Raw genomic sequence first — 19,333 nt, forward strand, 5'->3', positions numbered from 1 at the left:
CGGCACCCCGACGGCCGGACACTCACCGGGCGGGTCAGGCGGGTAGGCCGCCGTCCGGCGTCCCGGGGGGCGGGGAGGGGCCGCACCCCGCGCGGCCCCTCATCCCATTGCCGGCGGGTCAGGTGTCGTGGGTGATCCGGTCGAGCACCCGGTGGAACACGCGGTCGAGCACGGCCGCCTCTTCGGTCGACAGGCCGTCGAACAGGTATCGCCGCACGGTCGCCACGTGACCGGGCGCGGCGGACTCGATCGCGGCACGTCCGGCGGCGGTGAGCCGCACCATGGAGCCGCGCGCGTCCTCCGCGCACTCCTCTCGCACGACCAGGCCGCGCTTCTCCATCCGCCCGATCTGGTGGGAGAGCCTGCTGCGCTCCCAGCCGACCGTCGCGCCCAGGTCACGCGACCGCACGACGCCGTCCGGGGCTTCCGACAGCGGCACGAGCAGGGCGTAGTCGGCGTTGGACAGCCCCGAGTCGCGCACGAGCTGCCGCTCCAACGCGCTGTGCAGCTCGCGGTTGACCGCCAGGTAGGCCTGCCACACGCGTGCCTCCCGCTCGTCGAGCCACCGGGGTTCGTCCATGGGGGCCACGCTAGCAATTTGTTGACGTGTCATCAATGCGCGTACTAGATTGTTGACGTGTCCTCAAAGGGAATGCAGCTCGGCGTCTACAGCTTCGGCGACCGGCACCGCGACCCGATCACGGGTGAGCAGGTGTCGGTGGCCGACAAGCTCGCGCAGACGCTGGAGCGGATCAAGCTGGCCGACGAGCTGGGGCTGGGGTTCTACGGGCTGGGCGAGCACCACCTGGCCGACTACTCGATCTCCAACCCCGGCACGGTGCTGGCCGCCGCCGCGAGCGTCACGTCGCGCATCACGTTGAGCAGCGCGGTCACGGTGCTCAGCACCGAGGATCCGGTGCGGGTGTACCAGCAGTTCACCACGCTCGACCAGCTCAGCCGGGGCCGGGCGGAGCTGCTGGCCGGGCGCGGCTCGTTCACCGAGTCGTTCCCGTTGTTCGGCGCGAGCCTGGAGGACTACGACGAGCTGTTCGAGGAGAAGCTCGCGTTGTTGCTGCGACTGGACCGGGAGGACCCGATCACGTGGTCTGGCCGGTTCCGGGCCCCGCTGGACAACGCGCACGTCCACCCGCGACCGTACGGTGAGCGGCTGCGGATCTCCGTGGGCACCGGCGGCAACCCGGAGTCGTCGATCCGCGCGGGGCTGCTGGGGTTGCCGGTGGTGTACGCGGTCATCGGCGGGGAGCCGGAGCGGTTCGCGCCGCTGGTCGACCTGTACCGGCGCGCGGGCGAGGCGGGCGGGCAGGCGCCCGAGGGCCTGAACGTGACGATGAGCGCGATCGGTCTGATCGCACGGCGGTCGCAGGACGCCAAGGAAGCGTTTCACCCGTACTGGCTGGAGACGATGAAGTACGGCGCGCGGGCGCGCGGCTGGCCCGTGCCGTCGCGGGCGGAGTACGACGCGTGGACGCGGGGTGCGCGGTCGATCTTCGCGGGCAGCCCGCAGGAGGTGGCGGAACGCCTGATCTCGGTGGGCGGGCTGGTGAACGCCGACCGCTACGCGATGCAGATGGACTGGTCGGGTGTGCCGCACCACCTCGTCATGGAGGCGATCGAGCTGCTGGGCACCGAGGTGATGCCGTTGGTGGACAAGGAACTCGGCCACTCCACTGTGGACTGATCGGCCAGGAATCGGTGGTGTTACATGATGTGACACCACCCACTCGTGGTCACGTGGCCGCGACGCGCAGGTGAATCCCCGGTAAAGTCGCAGGTCGGCGTTTTTCTTGGAGGACTTCACAGTGCGACTTCGTACCCCCGGTGCCAGTCGGTGACCATCGCCCCCGACACCGCGTTCCCCACGCTGACCGACACGCCGGCGCTGTTCCGCGCCGGCGCCGCCGCGCCCGCCCGCACCCTGGTCGACGTGCTGGCCGACACCGCGCGCCGGCACCCGGACTCCCCCGCCCTGGACGACGGCACGACCTCGTTGACCTATCGCGAGCTCCTCGACGAGGTCGCGGCGCGGTCGCGCGCGCTGGCCGAGGCGGGCATCGGTGTCGGTGACCGGGTCGGGGTCCGCGTGCCGTCCGGCACCGTCGACCTCTACCTCGCGGTGCTGGCCGTGCTCACCGCGGGCGCCGCGTACGTGCCCGTCGACGCCGACGACCCGGACGAGCGCGCCGACCTGGTGTTCACCGAGGCCGGGGTGTGCGCGGTCGTCGGCGACCGGCTGGAGCCGCGTGGCACGCCCCTGGGCCTGGGCGGCGGTCCCGGTCCGGACGACGACGCGTGGATCATCTTCACGTCCGGCTCGACGGGCAAGCCGAAGGGTGTCGCGGTCTCGCACCGGTCCGCCGCCGCGTTCGTGGACGCCGAGGCGCGGCTGTTCCTCCCGGACGACCCGATCGGCCCGGACGACCGGGTGCTGGCGGGCCTGTCGGTGGCGTTCGACGCGTCCTGCGAGGAGATGTGGCTGGCCTGGCGCAACGGCGCGTGCCTGGTCCCCGCGCCGCGGGCGCTGGTGCGCACCGGGTTCGACCTCGGCCCGTGGCTGGTCGAGCGGGAGGTCACGGTCGTGTCCACGGTGCCGACGCTGGCCGCGCTGTGGCCGGTGGACGCGTTGGACGACGTGCGGCTGCTCATCTTCGGCGGTGAGGCGTGCCCGCCGGAGCTGGCCGAGCGGCTCGCGGTCGAGGGCCGCGAGGTGTGGAACACCTACGGCCCGACCGAGGCGACCGTGGTGGCGTGCGCGGCGCGGTTGACCGGCGTCGGCCCGGTGCGGATCGGGTTGCCGCTGGACGGCTGGGAGCTGGCCGTGGTCGACGCGGCCGGCGCACCCGTCCCGATGGGCGGCTCGGGTGAGCTGGTGATCGGCGGGGTCGGGCTGGCCCGCTACCTCGACCCGGTCAAGGACGCCGAGAAGTTCGCGCCGCTGCCCGCGGTGGGCTGGGACCGCGCCTACCGCAGCGGTGACCTGGTCCGTGCCGAGCCCGAGGGCCTGGTGTTCCTGGGCCGGGCGGACGAGCAGGTGAAGCTGGGCGGGCGGCGGATCGAGCTGGGCGAGGTGGACGCGGCGTTGCAGGCGCTGCCCGACGTCGCCGGCGCGGCCGCCGCGGTGCGCACCACCAAGGCGGGCAACCAGGTGCTGGTCGGGTACGTGGTCGTGGGCGGGGGCTTCGACCAGGCCGCCGCGACGGCCCGGCTGCGGGCCGCGCTGCCCGCGGCGCTCGTGCCGCTGCTGGCCACCGTGGACACCCTGCCCACCCGCACGTCCGGCAAGGTGGACCGGGCCGCGCTGCCGTGGCCGCTGCCGTCGCTGGACGCGGCCGAGCCCGTCGACGACCTGACCGGCACCGAGCGGTGGCTGGCCGAGCAGTGGTCGCGGCTGCTGGGCACGCGGGTCGGTGCGCGGGACGCGGACTTCTTCGCCCACGGCGGTGGCAGCCTCGCCGCGGCGCGGCTGGTCACCACGATCCGGACCCGCTACCCCAGCGGTTCGGTCAACGACGTCTACCAGCACCCGACGCTGCGCGCGTTGGCGGCGCGGCTGGACGACCTGGGCGGCCACCACGGCGTCACGCGCGAGGTCGCGCCGACGCCGCGCCGCGCCGGGGTGGCCCAGTCGTTGCTGCTCGTCCCGCTGATGGGGCTGGTCGGCCTGCGGTGGTCGGTGGCGCTGGCCGCGGTCGGCAACGTCGTCGGCTTCACCACGCCCGTGTCGTGGTGGTGGATCGCGGCCGGGTGGCTGGCGTTCGTCAGCCCACCCGGCCGGGTGGCGATCGCGGCGGGTGGCGCGCGGCTGCTGCTGCGCGGCCTGCGTCCCGGCACGTACCCGCGTGGCGGTGGCGTGCATTTGAGGCTGTGGACCGCCGAGCGGCTGGCCGCGTTCAGCGGTGCGACGAACCTGGCCGGGTCGTGGCTCACGCACTACGCCCGCGCGTTGGGCGCGAAGGTCGCCTCCGACGTGGACCTGCACTCCGCGCCGCCGGTGACCGGCATGCTCAAGCTCGGCAAGGGCTGCGCGGTCGAGCCGGAGGTGGACCTGTCCGGGCACTGGGTGGACGGCGACCGGCTGCACGTGGGCCGCATCCGGGTCGGGGCCGGCGCGGTCGTCGGCGCGCGCAGCACCCTGTTCCCCGGTGCGCGGGTCGGCAAGCGGGCGGAGGTGGCGCCCGGGTCGGGCGTGGTCGGCTCGGTGCCGACGGGCCAGCGGTGGGCCGGTGTGCCGGCGCAGCGCGACGGCAAGGCGGGCCGGCCGGGTCCGCGTCCGCCGCGTTCGTGGTGGTGGAAGCTGGTCTACGCGGTGACCACGTCGGCGTTGGGCCTGCTGCCGGTGGCGGCGGCCGTGGCGCCCGTGCTGCTGGTCGTGCGCGAGCCGCTGACCCTCGGGTCGGCGTTGCTGGCCGTGCCGGTGGCGACGGTGGCGTGGCTGGGCTCCTACGCGCTGCTGGTGCTGGTGTCCGTGCGGCTGCTCGGGATCGGGCTGCGGGCCGGGACGTACCCGGTGCACAGCCGGGTGGCGTGGCAGGCGTGGACCACGGAACGGCTGATGGACACCGCCAGGGTGGCGTTGTTCCCGCTGTACGCGAGCCTGTTCACGCCGGTGTGGCTGCGGGCGCTGGGGATGCGGGTCGGTCGCCGGGTCGAGGCCTCGACCGTGCTCGCGCTGCCGAAGATGACCACGATCGGCGACGGCGCGTTCCTGGCCGACGACACCATGGTCGCCTCCTACGAGCTGGGCGGCGGGTGGCTGCGCATCGCCGCGGCCCGGGTCGGCAAGCGCGCGTTCCTGGGCAACTCGGGCATGACCGCGCCGGGCCGCTCGGTGCCGAACCGGGGTCTGGTCGGGGTGCTGTCGGCGACGCCGAAGCGCGCCAAGGCGGGCAGTTCGTACCTGGGCATGCCGCCGATGAGGCTGCCGCGCGCGGCGGAGCGGGGCGACCAGAGCCGCACGTTCGACCCGCCGCGGCGGCTGGTCGTGGCTCGCGCGCTGGTCGAGCTGTGCCGGGTCGTGCCGGTGATGTGCCACGTGGCGCTGGTGGTCGGCGTGCTGTTCGCGATCCGGGCGGTGGGCCCGTGGCTCGCCGGGCCGGTGCTGCTCGCGGCGGGTGTGCTGGCGTGCGCGGTGTCCGCGGCGGCGAAGTGGCTGCTGGTGGGCCGGTTCCGGGCGCGGGAGCACCCGCTGTGGAGCGGGTTCGTGTGGCGCAACGAGCTGGCCGACACGTTCGTCGAGGTGTTGGCCGTGCCGTGGCTGGTCGGCCGGGCGGGCGGGTCGCCGGTGATGGCGGCGTGGCTGCGGTCGCTGGGCGCGCGGATCGGGCGCGGCACGTGGGTCGAGTCGTACTGGTTCCCCGAGTCGGACCTGGTGCGGCTGGGCGACGGGGCGACGGTGAACCGGGGGTGCGTGGTGCAGACCCACCTGTTCCATGATCGGATCCTGCGCATGGACCAGGTGGGGTTGGCGGCCGGGGCGACGCTCGGACCGCACGGGATCGTGCTGCCGGGCGCGACGGTCGGCGCGCACGCGACGGTGGGCCCGGCGTCGTTGGTGATGCGCGGCGAGCACGTGCCCGACGGCACGCGCTGGCTGGGCAACCCGATCTCCGCCTGGCGATGACCGGCCCGTACCTGCCCGACCACGGCGACGGCGGCTATCGGGTCGGGCACTACGACCTGGAGCTGGACTACAAGCCGCACACCACCCGGCTGGCCGGGCGGGCGACGCTGTCCGCCGTGGCCGCCGGGCCGCTGACCCGCGTGGTGCTGGACTTCGGCCCGCTGACCGTGAACCGGGTGCTGGTCGACGGCCGGCCCGCCCGGCACGTCCACGGCGGCGGCAAGCTGCGCGTGCGCCCCGCCCGGCCGGTGGACGGCCCGTTCACCGTCGAGGTGCGGTACTCCGGCGTGGCCCGCCCGGTGCGCTCCCGGCACTGGGGCGAGCTGGGCTGGGACCAGCTGACCGACGGCGCGCTGGTGGCGAGCCAGCCGATCGGCGCGCCGTCCTGGTTCCCGTGCAACGACCTGGTGCGGGACAAGGCGGCCTACCGGATCGCGGTCACCGCGCCGACGCCGTACGCGGTGCTGGCCAACGGGGTGCCGGTCGAGCGGCGCACCGGCGGCAGCAGCACCACGTGGGTCTACGAGCAGGCCGAGCCGATGGCGACCTACCTGGCCTCGGTGCAGGTCGGGCGGTACGAGCGGGTGCCGCTGGCCGCGGGGCAGGACGTGGCCGCGCCCGCGCGGCTGGTGCGCGCGACCCGGTACGACTTCGCCCGCCAGCCGCGGATGATGGAGGTGTTCGAGGAGCTGTTCGGGCCCTACCCGTTCCGGGTCTACCAGGTCGTGGTGACCGACGACGAGCTCGAGGTGCCGGTCGAGGCGCAGGGCATGTCGGTGTTCGGGGCCAACCACGTGGATGGGCGGCGGGGGCACGAGCGGCTGGTCGCGCACGAGCTGGCGCACCAGTGGTTCGGCAACAGCGTCGGCCTCGCCGACTGGCGCGACATCTGGCTGAACGAGGGCTTCGCCTGCTACGCGGAGTGGCTGTGGTCAGAGCGGTCCGGCGGTCCTTCCGCCTCGGCGCACGCCGGACGGGCGCACGCGCGGCTGGCCCGGTCGCCGCAGGACCTGCGGATCGGCGACCCGGGCGTGGCGAACCTGTTCGACGACCGCGTCTACCAGCGGGGCGCGCTGACCCTGCACGGCCTGCGGACGCGCCTGGGCGACGCGGCGTTCTTCGCCGTGCTGCGGGAGTGGACCGACCACCACCGGCACGGCACCGCGACCACCGGCGACTTCGTGGCCCTGGCCCGGCGGCACTGCCCGGAGCCGCTGACCGCGTTCTTCCGCGCCTGGCTCGCCGAACCCGCCCTACCCCCGATGTGATGACACTCCATGAGGTGATTCGATCACGACATAACGGGTAAATGTCCGTTATGCCCGGTCGAGTAGCGGTGTTCGCGCCGTCACCAGAGTTGACGGTCACGGTGGAAGAGCTGGACGGTACGCCCGACATCCACATCCACGCCGGAGGTCAAGGCGTGTGGATCTCGCGCATGATCGAGTCGCTGGGTGCGGAGGTGGTGCTGTGCTCGGCGTTGGGCGGCGAGACCGGCCAGGTGCTGCGGCACCTGATCGGCGTCGAGCTGAAGGCGCGCGACGTCGCCGCCCGCAACGGCGGGTACGTGCACGACCGGCGGGACGGCGGACGTGACCAGCTCGTGCGGATGCCGGCCGACGCGTTGTCCCGCCACGAGCTGGACGACCTGTACGAGCTGACGCTGGTCGAGGCGCTCGCGGCGGGCGTGGCCGTGCTCAGCGGACCCGCCGCCGAGGACGTGCCCGTGCCCGACACCGTCTACGAGCGGCTCGCCAAGGACCTCGGCGGCAACGGCTGCCGCGTGGTCGTGGACCTGTCCGGCGACCGGCTCGCCGCCGCGCTCGCCGGCGGGCCCGAAGTGGTGAAGGTCAGCCACGAGGAGCTGGTGTCCGACGGGCTCGCCGCGTCCGACGCCCTGCCCGACCTGGTCGACGGCTGCCGCAAGATCGCCGAGTGCGGCGCGAGCGCGGTCGTGGTGTCGCGGGCCGCGGAGGAGACGCTGGCCTGGCTCGACGGCACGTTGCACCTGGTGGAGGCGCCCGAGCTGAGCCCGGTCGACACGCGCGGCGGCGGCGACTCCATGACCGCCGGGCTGGCCGCCGGGCTCGCCCTGGGCAAGTCTTTGGAGGAGGCGTTGAAGCTGGGCGCGGCGGCGGGCGCGGTCAACGTGACGCGGCACGGGCTCGGCACCGGCAGCGGTCACGTGGTCCGCGACCTGGTCGACCGGGTGCGGCTGCGGCCATGGGAGGACGCATGAGGGTGCTCGTCACCAACGACGACGGCATCGACTCGCCGGGGCTCACGGCCCTCGCGCGGGCCGCGGTGGCACACGGCTGGACGACCGTGGTCGCCGCGCCCGCGCGCGAGTCCAGCGGCACGAGCGCGGGCCTGACCGCCGCCGAGGACGACCGGCGCGTCGAGGTCGAGCGGCGCGAGCTGCCCGGACTGTCCGATGTGCCCGGCTACGCGGTCGCCGCGCACCCCGCGTTCATCGCGCTCGTCGCGTCCCAGGGCGCGTTCGGCGACCCGCCGGACGTCGTGCTGTCCGGCGTGAACCGGGGCGCGAACGTCGGCCGCGCCGTGCTGCACTCCGGCACCGTCGGCGCGGCCCTCACCGCCGCCATCAACGGCGCCCGCGCCCTGGCGGTGTCCCTGGACGTGGGGCTCGACCCCGCCGTGCCGCACCACTGGGACACCGCCGTCGCGGTCGCCGCGACCCTGTTCGACCGGGTCGCGGCCCTGCCCGCCGGGTCGGTGCTCAACCTGAACGTGCCCAACCTGGCCGAGGTCGGCGAACCGGAACGGGCCGGGCTCGCCGAGTTCGGCCAGGTGCGGACCAGGATCAAGGACAGCGACGACGGCACCATCAGCCTCGCCGCCGTCGTCGTCGAGGAAGGCCTGTCACCCGGCACCGACGCGGCGCTGCTGGCCGAAGGGCTGCCGACCGTCACCCCGCTGCGCCCGGTCACCGAGGACCCGGACCTGGAGTTCTAGTCGTCCTCCCCGCGCTCCGCCGCGGGCTCGGACGGCTCGACGTCGGACCGGCCCAGCGCGTCCTCCGCGCCGGTGACCAGGTCCGGACCACCCCACTGCCGTCCGTCGGACTGGCCCAGTCGGTGCTTGCCCATGGTGTGACCTCCCTCGATCCCCGGACAGGTACCCACCGTTCGGGCGATTCACACCCCGAACGGCCTAATGCCCACCCGGAGTGAGACAGGCCACGGGCCGGGCGACGGCGGCCGGAGAGGGTCAACCGCGACCGCGCCGGCGGGGGCGCTGCACCCGGCGGCTCGACTCGCGCACCACCAGCTCCGGCGCGAACAGCACGTGCCGGTGCTCGTGCTCGGCGGGCGTCATCGTCTCCGCGATCACCAGCTCGGCGGCCGTGCGGCCGATCAACTGGCGGGGCTGGCGCACCGAGGTCAGCGGCACGGCCGCCGCGGCGGCGAAGTCGATGTCGTCGTACCCGACGATGGCGATGTCCTCCGGCACCCGGACACCCGCCCGCACCAGCACCTGCAGCACGCCGAGCGCGAGCAGGTCGTTGGCGCAGAACACCGCGTCCGGGCGGGTCGAGCGCGCCAGCAGCTGCTCGGCCGCGCGCTGCCCGGACGCCACGTTGAGCGCCGGCACCTCCAGCTCCTCCAGCACGCCCTCGTCCCGGCCCGCCTTGCGCACCGCGTCGACCGCGCCGTCGTGCCGCTGGCGGGCCTGGTGGATGCGGGACGGCCCGTTGACCATCACGATCCGCTCGTAGCCCTCGGCCAGCAGGTGCGTCACGGCGAGCTCGCCGCCCGCCCGGTCGTCCACGGCCACCGCGCACAGGTCCGGGTCGGTGGTCGGGTGGTCGAGCAGCACCACGGACATGCCGCGGTCGCGCAGCCTGCGCACCGCGGCCAGGTCCGTGTCCACGGGCGTGATCAGCACGCCGTGCACCCGCTGCTCGGCCAGCAGCTCCACGTGCCGCGCCTCGCGCTGCGACGACTCGTCGCTGTTGCACAGGATCACCGCGTGCCCGGCCTCGCTCGCGGTGTCCTCCACACCGCGGGCGACGTCGGTGAAGAACGGGTTGCCCACGTCCAGCACGACGAGCCCGATCGCGCGCGGCGTGCCCGACCGCAGTTGCCGCGCCGCGTCGTTGCGGACGAAGCCCAGCTCCTCGATCGCGCCCATGACCCGGTCCCGGGTCGCCGGCGCGACGACCTCGGGACGGTTCAGCACGTTGGACACCGTGCCGACGGACACCTTCGCGCGCGTGGCCACGTCGCGGATGCTCACCGGTGCAACCACCGCGCCTCCTCGGCGGACTGAAGGTGTGGAGGAAGGGACTCTATCGGCCGGTACCGCTCCCGATCCGGCACGACACCACCTGCGATCCTAGCCCGCCGAGGCGCGGGTTAAAACGTTTCACCCCCCCGTCGCGGCCGGGCTCACCGCAGGAACGCCGCGGCCACGCCCGCGTCCACGGGGATGTGCGCGCCGGTCGTGTGGGACAACTCCCCGGCCGTGAGGGCGAACACCGCGTTGGCCACGTGCTCGGGCAGCACCTCCCGCTTGAGCAGCGTCCGCTTGGCGTAGAACGCGCCCAGCTCGTCCTCCGGCACCCCGTACACCGCCGCGCGCTGGGCGCCCCACCCTCCGGCGAAGATCCCCGAGCCCCGCACCACGCCGTCGGGGTTGACCCCGTTGACCCGGATGCCGTGCTCGCCCAGTTCGGCGGCCAGCAGCCGGACCTGGTGCGCCTGGTCGGCCTTGGCCGCGCCGTAGGCGACGTTGTTCGGCCCGGCGAAGACGGCGTTCTTCGAGGCGATGTAGACGATGTCGCCGCCCATCCCCTGCTCGATCATCGCCTTCGCGGCCGCCTTCGCCACCAGGAACGACCCGCGCGCCATCACGTCGTGCTGGAGGTCCCAGTCGCGGGTCGTGGTCTGGAGCAGCGGCTTGGAGATCGACAGACCGGCGTTGTTGACCACCAGGTCCACGCCGCCGAACGCCAGGCACGCCTCGTCGACCGCCGCCGCGACCGCGGCCTCGTCGGTCACGTCCGCGATCGCGGCCACCGCCGTGTCCGGGCCGAGCTCGTCGGCCACGGCCCGCGCCGCGTCGGCGTCCACGTCCGCCACGACCACGCACGCGCCCTCGGCGGCCAGCCGCAGCGCGATGGCCCTGCCGATGCCCGAGCCCGCGCCCGTGACCAGGGCGACCCGGGTGGCCAGCGGCCTGGGCGCGGGCATGCGCCGGAGCTTGGCCTCCTCCAGCGCCCAGTACTCGATGCGGAACTTCTCCGCCTCGTCGATCGGCGCGTACCGCGACACCGACTCCGCGCCGCGCATCACGTTGATCGCGTTGACGTAGAACTCGCCCGCCACCCGCGCGGTCTGCTTGTCCTTGCCGTAGGAGAACATGCCCACGCCGGGCACCAGCACGACGGCCGGGTCCGCGCCGCGCATCGGCGGCGAGTCCGGCGACGCGTGCCGCTCGTAGTAGGCGCGGTAGTCCTCGCGGTAGGCCGCGTGCAGCTCGCGCAGCCGGGCCGCCACCTCGTCCAGCGGCGCGGTCGGCGGCAGGTCGAGCACCATCGGGCGGACCTTGGTGCGCAGGAAGTGGTCCGGGCACGACGTGCCCAGCGCGGCCAGCCTCGGGTGCTCGGCGTGGGCCAGGAAGTCCAGCACCACGTCGGCGTCGGTGAAGTGGCCGACCTGGGGCCGGTCGGTCGAGGCCAGGCCGCGCAGCAACGGCGCCAGCGCGGCGGCACGCGCGCGCCGTTCGGCGACCGGCAGCGGGTCGTGCAGCTTCGCCCCGAACGGGTCGGGCCTGCCGCGCGCGGCCAGGAACTCGGTGGCCCGCCGGATGATCTCCCGCGACCGCTCCTGGCACTGCGCCGAGGTGGCGCCCCAGGCGGTGATGCCGTGCCCGCCGAGGATCACGCCGATCGCCCGCGGGTGCTCGCGGGCGATCGCGGCGATGTCCAGGCCCAGCTGGAACCCGGGACGCCGCCACGGCACCCACAGCACCCGGTCGCCGAACACCTCCTTCGTCAACGCCTCACCGTCCGCCGCGGCGGCCAGCGCGATGCCGGCGTCGGGGTGCAGGTGGTCGACGTGCGCGGCCTCCACCAGGCCGTGCATGGCGGTGTCGATCGACGGCGCGGCGCCGCCCTTGCCGTGCAGGCAGTAGTCGAAGGCCGCCACCATCTCGTCCTCCCGGTCCACGCCGGGGTAGACGTCGACCAGGGCGCGCAGCCGGTCCAGCCGCAGCACGGCCAGGCCCCGCTCGGTCAACGTGCCCAGGTCGCCGCCGGAGCCCTTCACCCACAGCAGCTCGACCGGCTCGCCGGTGACCGGATCGGTCCCCACGCCCTTGGCCGAGGTGTTGCCGCCCGCGTAGTTCGTGGTCGCGGGGTCCGCGCCCAGCTCGTGCGAGCGGGCCAACAGTGCCTGCACCTGGTCGTTCACCCGATCGTCTCCTCCGTCGAGGGTCACGCGCCCCATCCCGCCTGCTCGCCGCCCACCCGTTCCGCCACGATCCGCTCGCCGTACCCCGACCGGGCGTAGGCGCCCATCGGGTCCGGGTCCAGCCCCATGCCCTCCCGCACGGACGCCACCAGCGGCCGCACGTCGGTGTTGAAGGCGTCCATCAGCACGGCGTTCGCGCCCAGCACGTCACCGGCCCGCTGCGCGGCGGTCAACGCCTCGCGGTCGACCAGCAGCGCCTTCGCGGTGGCCTCCTGCACGTTCATCACCGACCGGATCTGGCCGGGAATCTTCGGCTCGATGTTGTGGCACTGGTCGAGCATGAACGCCACCCCGGAGTCGGCCGCGAGCGCGCCGCCGTGCACCACCTCGACCATGATCCGGAACAGCTGGAACGGGTCCGCCGAGCCGACCATCAGGTCGTCGTCGGCGTAGAAGCGGGAGTTGAAGTCGAACCCGCCCAGCCTGCCCGCGCGCAGCAGCACCGCGACGATGAACTCGATGTTGGTGCCGGGCGCGTGGTGGCCGGTGTCGACCACGACCTGCGCCTTCTCCCCCAGTTCCAGGCAGTGCGCGTACGCCGTGCCCCAGTCCGGTACGTCGGTGGTGTAGAACGCGGGCTCGAACAGCTTGTACTCCAGCAGGATCCGCTGGTCGGGCCCGAGCCGGTCGTAGGTCTCGCGCAGGGCCTCGGCGAGCCGGTCCTGGCGGGCGCGGATGCTGTCCTGACCGGGGTAGTTCGTGCCGTCGGCGAACCACAGCTTGAGGTCGCGCGACCCCGTGGCGTCCATGATGTCGACGCACTGCAACAGGTGGTCGACCGCCTTGCGCCGCACCGCCGGGTCGGGCGAGCACACGCTGCCCAGCACGTAGGCGTCGTCCTGGAACACGTTGGCGTTGATCGTGCCGATCGACACGCCCTGGTCGCGCGCGAACCCGGCCAGCTCGGCGTAGTCGGGCACCGCGTCCCACGGGATGTGCAGCGCCACCGACGGCGCCACGCCGGTGAACCGGTGCACGGTGGCCGCGTCGGCGACCTTCTCGTGCGGCGTGCGCGGCACACCGCGTTGGGCGAACACCTTGAACCGGGTGCCGGAGTTGCCGAACGCCCACGACGGCAGCTCGATCCGCTGCCCGGCCAGGGCCTCGGCCACGCCACCCGACCCGGGTGCTCCTGTGTTGGTGTCCACTTCGGACTCCTTACCTGCTCAGTCGAGGTGGAAGACCTCGGTCAGCGGCCTCATGGCCTCGTCGGGCTGCCTGCCGTCCAGCGCGGTGAAGAACTCGGCCATCTCGGCCTGCCACCGGTCGTTCACCTCGCGGTCGCGCATGCCCCGCTGGGCGGCGTCCCAGTCCGGGGTCTCGAGGTAGCCCACGAGCAACCCGTCGTCGGCCAGGAACAGGCTGTAGTTGCCCCACCCGGTCTCCCGCAGCGCCTCGCGCATCTGCGGCCACACCTCGCGGTGCCGCTCCCGGTACTCGTCCATCCGCTCCGGGCGGACCCGCAGCAGGAAGCAGACACGTCGCACGCCGACCTCCGGAGAAAATGAAACGTTTCACAGCGAAACTATGGTTGTCCCACAACGCTTGTCAATGGTCTGGACTACCCGCGGCCCTCACGGCGGGCGCACGCCGTCGTAGAACGCCACCCGCACCGCGACCTCCCGCTCCTGCCCCGGCTCGAGCACGAGCGGCTCGTCCCAGGCGAGCGCCGACCCGATCCCCTGGTACCGGCCGACCCGCACGAACCACGGGTCGGTCGGACCGGACACCACGGCCGTCCACGGGCGCGCGGGATCGGCGACCACGACCGCGAGCCAGGGCGCGGTCCGGCCGTTGACCTCCTCCTCGCCCGCGCCGTTGGGGCTGTAGACGCGCACGGACAGCGGGTCGAGCTCGGGCAGCCGCCAGAACCAGCCGCCGTAGCCCGCGCCTTCCCGCCCCTTGCTGCCGGGGCTGTGCAGCACCACGTGGCCCTCGGCGGTGAGCACGCTGCGCCACTCCAGCTCCCAGCCGTCGACGACCATCCGCCGCCGCACGCGCCGGCGTTCCCGCAGCAGCACCTCGCCCGCCGAGTCGCACCAGGCCAGCTCGCCCGGCCCGGTCTCCTCGACGCGGCCCAGCTCACCGGGCACGTACCCCCGGCCGGGCACGTAGTTGCGCCCGCCCCAGAGGTTGACCCCGTTGACGTCGGGCAGGGCCAGGCCGATCCCCCGGTGCCACGGGTGGTCGTCGGGGTGCTCGCCGGTGACCACGACCCCGCCGAGCGTGCGCACCGGGTGCAGCGCCGGCCGCGGCACGACCAGCGGCAGCCGCACGTCGTCCCAGCCGTGCCGGGCCACACCGCCCAGCGGCGACCACGGCACGTCCAGCTCGGCGAACGTGCGCAGGTGCTCGGCCGCCCTGGCCACCACGTGGTCGACGCCGTCGACGTCCACCCGCTTGCCGTTGCGGCGCAGCCACGCGGGGTCGATCGGCGCCGGGTCGGGCGCGGTGCGCACCGCTTCCAGCACCCGGGTGAACGCCCCGGTCGCGGCCAGCGGCGCGTGCAGCGGCACGGCCGGGTCGGCCAGGTGGCACAGCAGGTTGCGCAGCGGCGAGACGTGCCGGTAGCGCTCCTCGACGCCGTCGAGCACCAGCCGGTGCTCGGTGTAGTGGAGCTCGGCGCGCCTGAGGCTGCCGTGCACGACGATGACCGGCTCCCGGACGACCTCGGCGCACAGCGTGACCGCGACCACGACGACCGTGCCGTTGCGGGTGCGCAGCCGCAGGCACGAGGTGTCGTCGGCCTCGATGTCGCGGGCGCGCAGCAGCTCCAGCTCGATGTCGTGCACGTCGTCCACGCCCGTGCTGCCGTCCAGCGCCAACGCGGTCGCCACACCGTGCGCGAACGGGTTGGTCAGCGCGCCGTCGACCACGGGCACGCCGTCGAGCGCGCGGCGGCCGGCCCAGGGCGCGCGGGTGTAGTAGGCGTCGTCGCGCGACCACGTGCCGCGCACGCCGATCCCCCGCACCTCCCCCAGCGCGCCCGAGCGCATCAGCTCGGCCAACCGGTGGGTCGCCGGCGAGCCGAGGCTCTGGAACCCGACCTGGACCACCCGGCCCGCGGACCGGTCGAGCAGCTCGTGCCAGTCGGCCAACGTCGGCGTGGGCGGCTTCTCCAGCAGCAGGTGCGCGCCAGCGTCCAGCACCTGGTGCGCCAACGGCACGTGCGTGTGCAGGGGCGTGGACACGATCCCGATGTCCGCGCCCCGCACCAGCTCGGACAGGTCGGCGGACACCGGCCGGCCGCCGATGAGCCGGCGCGCCTCGCCGTCGAGCGGGTTCACCTCGCACACGCCGGTGAGCCGGACCAGCCCCTCGGCTTCCAGCGCGACCAGCTCGCGCAGGTACAGCCGCCCGTAGCCGGACGCGCCGGCCAGCACGACCCGCGGCGTCACCGGCGCTCCACCGCGACCGCGGCGAACACCAGCAGGCCGGGCACGACCACGGCGAACGCCGGTGCCTGCGCCACCACCAGACCGGCCACCGCCAGCGCGACCACCAGGTACGCGTACCCGGCCCAGTCGCGCGACGGCTCGCCCAGCAGCACGGCCCACCGGTCTCCCGGCGACCACCGCGCGGCCGTGCGCAGCAGCACCAGCACCACCGCGGCCAGCCCAGCCCCGATCACCGGACCCAGCACCGACGCCCCGGGCAGGCCGCCCATCAGCGCCAGCACGTCCAGCGCGCCGACCGCGAGCACCACCGCCGGCAGCACCGCCGCGAGCGGGTCGCGCACCGCCTGGCCGACCAGGGCGACGAACCGCCGGGCGGTCGGCGTGCGGCCGCCGTCCACCAGCTCGCGCAGCAGCACGGCCCCCGCCGCCGCGGCGGGCAGCGCGGTCAGCACCGGCAGCGCCGCCACGGTCACCAGCACCCCGATCAGCAGCACCTCGGCCACCAGCGCCAAGGGTCGCGCCCAGGCGCTCACCCCTTGATCCCGGAGGTCGCCACGCCGTCCACGAGGAAGCGCTGGAAGGCCAGGAAGAACAGGCCGATCGGCAGCAGCGCGAGCACCGACATGGCGAACATCGGGCCGAACGCGGACTGCGTGGCCTGGTCGATGAACAGTTGCAGGGCCAGCGGCAGGGTGAACTTCTCCGGGTCGTTGAGGTAGATCAACTGGCTGAAGAAGTCGTTCCACGTCCAGATGAACGTGAAGATCGCGGTGGTGATGAGCGCGGGCCGCAGCAGCGGCAGGATCACGTGCCGGAACACGCCCACCGGCCCGCAGCCGTCCAGCGTGGCCGCCTCGTCCAGCTCGCGCGGCAGCGACCGGATGAACTGCACCATCAGGAAGACGAAGAACGCGTCCGTGGCCAGGAACTTCGGCAGCACCAGCGGCCAGAAGGTGTTCACCATGTCCATCTGCTGGAAGATGACGTACTGCGGGATCAGCACCACGTGCTGCGGCAGCATGATGGTGATCATCATGAACCCGAACATGGGCCCGCGGCCGCGGAAGTGCAGCCGGCCGAACGCGTAGGCCGCCAGCGAGCAGGACAGCACGTTGCCGATCACCGCGCCCACCGAGATCGCCAGCGAGTTCCAGAAGTAGTGCAGCACGCCGAACTCGCCGACGCCGTCGAACACCTCGGCGTAGTTCTCGCCGGTCGGGTCGCGCGGCAGCAGCGCGAGGGTCGAGATGACCTCCGTCGCGGGCTTGAACGACGTGGACACCAGCCAGATCACCGGGTACAGCAGCACCAGCAGCACGCCGATCACCACGACGTGCCACACCACCCGGCCCGGCGCGATCGGCCTCCTGGCCGCGGTCGACACCGTGCTCATCGGTCCTCGCCCGCGTAGAACACCCAGCGCCGGGCGCTGCGGAACACCAGCGCGGTCAGGATCGCGACCACGGCCAGCAGCACCCAGGCCATGGCCGAGGCGTAACCCATCCGGAAGTCGGTGAACCCGCGCTGGTACAGGTACAGCGGGTAGAGCAGGGTCGAGTCGCTGGGACCGCCGCGGCCGCTGCTCACCACGAACGCGCCGGTGAACGCCTGGAACGCGTGGATGGTCTCCAGCACCAGGTTGAACAGGATCACCGGGGACAGCATCGGCAGCGTGACGCTGAGGAACCGGCGCGCCGGTCCGGCACCGTCGATGGCCGCCGCCTCGTACAGCTCGCGCGGCACCTGCTTCAGCCCGGCCAGGAAGATCACCATCGGCGCGCCAAACTGCCACGCGGCCAGCGCCACCAGGGTGAGCAGCGCGTACTGCGGCTGGTCGACCCAGCCGCCGAGGTCCAGGCCGATCGAGGACAGCACCCGGTCGACCGTGCCGTCCGTGGAGAACATCGCCCGCCACGCCAGCGCCACGCTCACGCTCGCGCCCAGCAGCGACGGCGCGTAGAACGCCGACCGGTACAGGCCCACGCCCTTGCGCGCCCGGTTGAGCAGCATCGCCACCGCGAGCGCGAGGCCGAGCTTGAGCGGCACCGAGATCAGCACGTACTTGGTCGTGGTCCACGCCGCGTGCCAGAACCGCTCGTCACCGGTGAACATGGTGACGTAGTTCTCGACGCCGATCCACGTGGGCGCCTCGAACAGGTCGTAGTCGGTGAACGACAGGTACAGCGACGCCACCATCGGGCCGATGGTCAGCAGCGCCGCGCCGACGATCCACGGCGACAGGAACAGGTACGCCACGCCCTGGCCCCGCCGTCGGCGACCACCGCGGGCGGTCGGCGGCGGCGGCGGGGCGTCGACCTCGGGCCGGCTGAGCACGGACTGGGTCATGCTCAGGACCCCAACGACTGCTCGGCGTCCTGGACCACGCGCTTGGCGGCGTCCGCGACGCTCACCCGGTTGAAGATCACGTCGTCGTAGGTGCGCTGGAAGTCGCGCTTGATGGCCGACGACCCGGTGGGCCAGGCGCCGAACGCCGGGCCGATCTTGTCCCGTTGCGCCACCTCGTAGTCGCAGACGGCCTTGCTGCCGCCCTCGGCCGACGAGCACACCTGCGCGCGGATCTCCTCGTTCGGCGGCACGCCGCGCGACGCGCCGAGCAGCCTGCCCGCCTCGGGGTCGTTGACCAGGAAGTCGAGCAGCTTCACCGCGGCGGCCTTGTGCTTGGACCGCTGCGACACCGCGAACGACACCGGCGGCATGGCGGCCATGCCGCTCTCGGCCACGTCACTGGGCAGGGGCGCGAGCTCGAGGTTGGGCCCGAACGCGCCGAAGTAGCCGGTGACGGCCGAGTCGTAGCCGATCTCGGAGGCGGCCTGCCTGGTCACGATGCCGGAGTTCTGCACCGAGCCGTCCATCTTGGTGGTCACCTCGGCGGGCGAGACGCCCTTGCCGGCCCGCATCGTGCCGATCATCGCCCAGTACTCGGCCAGCTCGTCGGCGGTGAAGCCGAGCTTGCCGTCGGGGGTGTAGAGCGACTTGCCGTGCTGGTGCAGCCACACCTCGAACCAGTCGACGGCCCAGCCGAAGTCCGTGGTGCCCGCGACCTGACCGGCCGCCCCGACCTTGCCCATCGCCTCGGCGAACTGCGCCCACGTCCACTTCTCGCCCGGCGCGGTCGGGACCGTCACGCCCGCGGCCTCGAAGTGCGTCGGGTCGAAGATCAACATCTGGGTGGTCGCGCCGGCCGCCACGGCGTACTGCCTGCCGTCGACCTTGCCGCCCTCCAGCAGGTTCGCCGGGATCTTGTCGAGCTCGAGATCCTTGCCCGTGTGCTCGCCGAGGTCGGCCAGCACCTTGCGGCCCGCGTACTCGCCCACCGTGGCCCGGTCCAGCTGGAGCAGGTCCGGCCCGGCGCCGCCCGCGACCTGCGTGGACAGCTTCTGGAAGTACGCGTCGTAGCCGCTGTACTCCGTCTCCACCTTGATGTCGGGGTTGCGCTTCTGGAACTCCTCGACCGCGGCCCTGGTCGCCTTGGCGCGGTCCTCGTTGCCCCACCAGACGAACCGCAGCGTCACCGGACCGTCGGCCGACTCGGCGCCGCAGCCGGACAGCGCCGCGGTCAGCGACAACAGCCCGACCAGCAGGCCGGCCGCGCCGCGGCGAGACACTCGTCCCATCACCCTCACCCCTCGATTGAATCGGTTCAACCAACGTAGGTGAGCCCCATCACGTCGTCAAGACTCGCCTTTCGCCGCCGCGACTCCACCACCGTCCACTCTTGCCTTTCGCGTTGAAACGGTTCATCGTGTGGCGTCGTCACGCACCTCGCGCACCGTCGCGCT

At 73.5% G+C, this 19,333-nt stretch carries 16 protein-coding genes; 5 read left to right on the forward strand and 11 right to left on the reverse strand.

From position 1 onward, the window contains the following. Window positions 1-118: 118 nt before the first annotated feature. On the reverse strand, window positions 119-580 hold the full coding sequence (locus LZG04_RS35995; RefSeq protein WP_233825649.1) for a MarR family winged helix-turn-helix transcriptional regulator: 462 nt from the start codon (window positions 578-580) through the stop codon (window positions 119-121). Window positions 581-652: 72 nt separating this feature from the next. On the opposite strand from LZG04_RS35995, the gene LZG04_RS36000 reads away from it, so the two are divergent. From LZG04_RS36000 to surE, 5 genes are all read left to right on the forward strand, one after another. Further along, window positions 653-1,699 carry an LLM class flavin-dependent oxidoreductase gene (locus LZG04_RS36000; protein ID WP_233825896.1) on the forward strand — a complete coding sequence of 349 codons (1,047 nt, stop codon included), beginning with the start codon at window positions 653-655 and terminating at the stop codon, window positions 1,697-1,699. A 150-nt stretch (window positions 1,700-1,849) separates the two neighbouring features. Continuing rightward, entirely contained in the window at window positions 1,850-5,638 is a 3,789-nt protein-coding gene (locus tag LZG04_RS36005) for a Pls/PosA family non-ribosomal peptide synthetase (RefSeq protein WP_233825651.1), read from the forward strand. After that, entirely contained in the window at window positions 5,635-6,906 is a 1,272-nt protein-coding gene (locus LZG04_RS36010) for a M1 family metallopeptidase (protein WP_233825653.1), read from the forward strand. Before LZG04_RS36005 ends, LZG04_RS36010 begins: the two co-directional genes overlap by 4 nt. Window positions 6,907-6,956: 50 nt before the next feature. Continuing rightward, window positions 6,957-7,877, forward strand: coding sequence for a PfkB family carbohydrate kinase (locus tag LZG04_RS36015; protein WP_233825656.1), 921 nt, complete (start codon window positions 6,957-6,959; stop codon window positions 7,875-7,877). Continuing rightward, the gene (surE, locus tag LZG04_RS36020; RefSeq protein WP_233825658.1) at window positions 7,874-8,614 is read left to right on the forward strand and encodes a 5'/3'-nucleotidase SurE; all 741 of its coding nucleotides are present in this window, start codon (window positions 7,874-7,876) and stop codon (window positions 8,612-8,614) included. The genes LZG04_RS36015 and surE overlap by 4 nt, the downstream gene beginning before the upstream one ends. Here surE and LZG04_RS36025 read toward each other — a convergent pair. From LZG04_RS36025 to LZG04_RS36070, 10 genes are all read right to left on the reverse strand, one after another. Continuing rightward, window positions 8,611-8,748, reverse strand: a complete 138-nt coding sequence (locus tag LZG04_RS36025; RefSeq protein ID WP_233825660.1) for a hypothetical protein — start codon at window positions 8,746-8,748, stop codon at window positions 8,611-8,613. The genes surE and LZG04_RS36025 overlap by 4 nt on opposite strands. A gap of 121 nt (window positions 8,749-8,869) precedes the next feature. After that, window positions 8,870-9,910 carry a LacI family DNA-binding transcriptional regulator gene (locus LZG04_RS36030; RefSeq protein WP_233825662.1) on the reverse strand — a complete coding sequence of 347 codons (1,041 nt, stop codon included), beginning with the start codon at window positions 9,908-9,910 and terminating at the stop codon, window positions 8,870-8,872. A 140-nt stretch (window positions 9,911-10,050) separates the two neighbouring features. After that, window positions 10,051-12,075 (reverse strand): bifunctional aldolase/short-chain dehydrogenase, encoded by a 2,025-nt coding sequence (locus LZG04_RS36035; RefSeq protein WP_233825664.1) that lies wholly within the window; start codon window positions 12,073-12,075, stop codon window positions 10,051-10,053. Between the two features lie 23 nt (window positions 12,076-12,098). Then, a complete protein-coding gene (rhaI, locus tag LZG04_RS36040; RefSeq protein ID WP_233825898.1) occupies window positions 12,099-13,247 on the reverse strand; it encodes an L-rhamnose isomerase in 1,149 nt (382 codons plus the stop codon). 54 nt (window positions 13,248-13,301) lie between these two features. Next, window positions 13,302-13,622: an L-rhamnose mutarotase gene (locus tag LZG04_RS36045; protein ID WP_233825666.1), complete on the reverse strand. Its 321-nt coding sequence runs from the start codon at window positions 13,620-13,622 to the stop codon at window positions 13,302-13,304. An 87-nt stretch (window positions 13,623-13,709) separates the two neighbouring features. After that, window positions 13,710-15,533 (reverse strand): DUF6807 family protein, encoded by a 1,824-nt coding sequence (locus LZG04_RS36050; protein WP_233825669.1) that lies wholly within the window; start codon window positions 15,531-15,533, stop codon window positions 13,710-13,712. After that, window positions 15,530-16,066 carry a hypothetical protein gene (locus tag LZG04_RS36055; RefSeq protein WP_233825671.1) on the reverse strand — a complete coding sequence of 179 codons (537 nt, stop codon included), beginning with the start codon at window positions 16,064-16,066 and terminating at the stop codon, window positions 15,530-15,532. The genes LZG04_RS36050 and LZG04_RS36055 overlap by 4 nt, the downstream gene beginning before the upstream one ends. Continuing rightward, window positions 16,063-16,926, reverse strand: coding sequence for a carbohydrate ABC transporter permease (locus tag LZG04_RS36060; RefSeq protein ID WP_233825673.1), 864 nt, complete (start codon window positions 16,924-16,926; stop codon window positions 16,063-16,065). Before LZG04_RS36060 ends, LZG04_RS36055 begins: the two co-directional genes overlap by 4 nt. Next, window positions 16,923-17,879 (reverse strand): carbohydrate ABC transporter permease, encoded by a 957-nt coding sequence (locus LZG04_RS36065; protein WP_233825675.1) that lies wholly within the window; start codon window positions 17,877-17,879, stop codon window positions 16,923-16,925. Before LZG04_RS36065 ends, LZG04_RS36060 begins: the two co-directional genes overlap by 4 nt. Window positions 17,880-17,881: 2 nt before the next feature. Beyond that, window positions 17,882-19,168: an ABC transporter substrate-binding protein gene (locus tag LZG04_RS36070; protein ID WP_233825677.1), complete on the reverse strand. Its 1,287-nt coding sequence runs from the start codon at window positions 19,166-19,168 to the stop codon at window positions 17,882-17,884. Between the last annotated feature and the right edge of the window lie 165 nt (window positions 19,169-19,333).

Origin of the sequence: Saccharothrix sp. S26 (assembly GCF_021390395.1) — a bacterium.
Classification (GTDB): Bacteria; Actinomycetota; Actinomycetes; order Mycobacteriales; family Pseudonocardiaceae; genus Actinosynnema.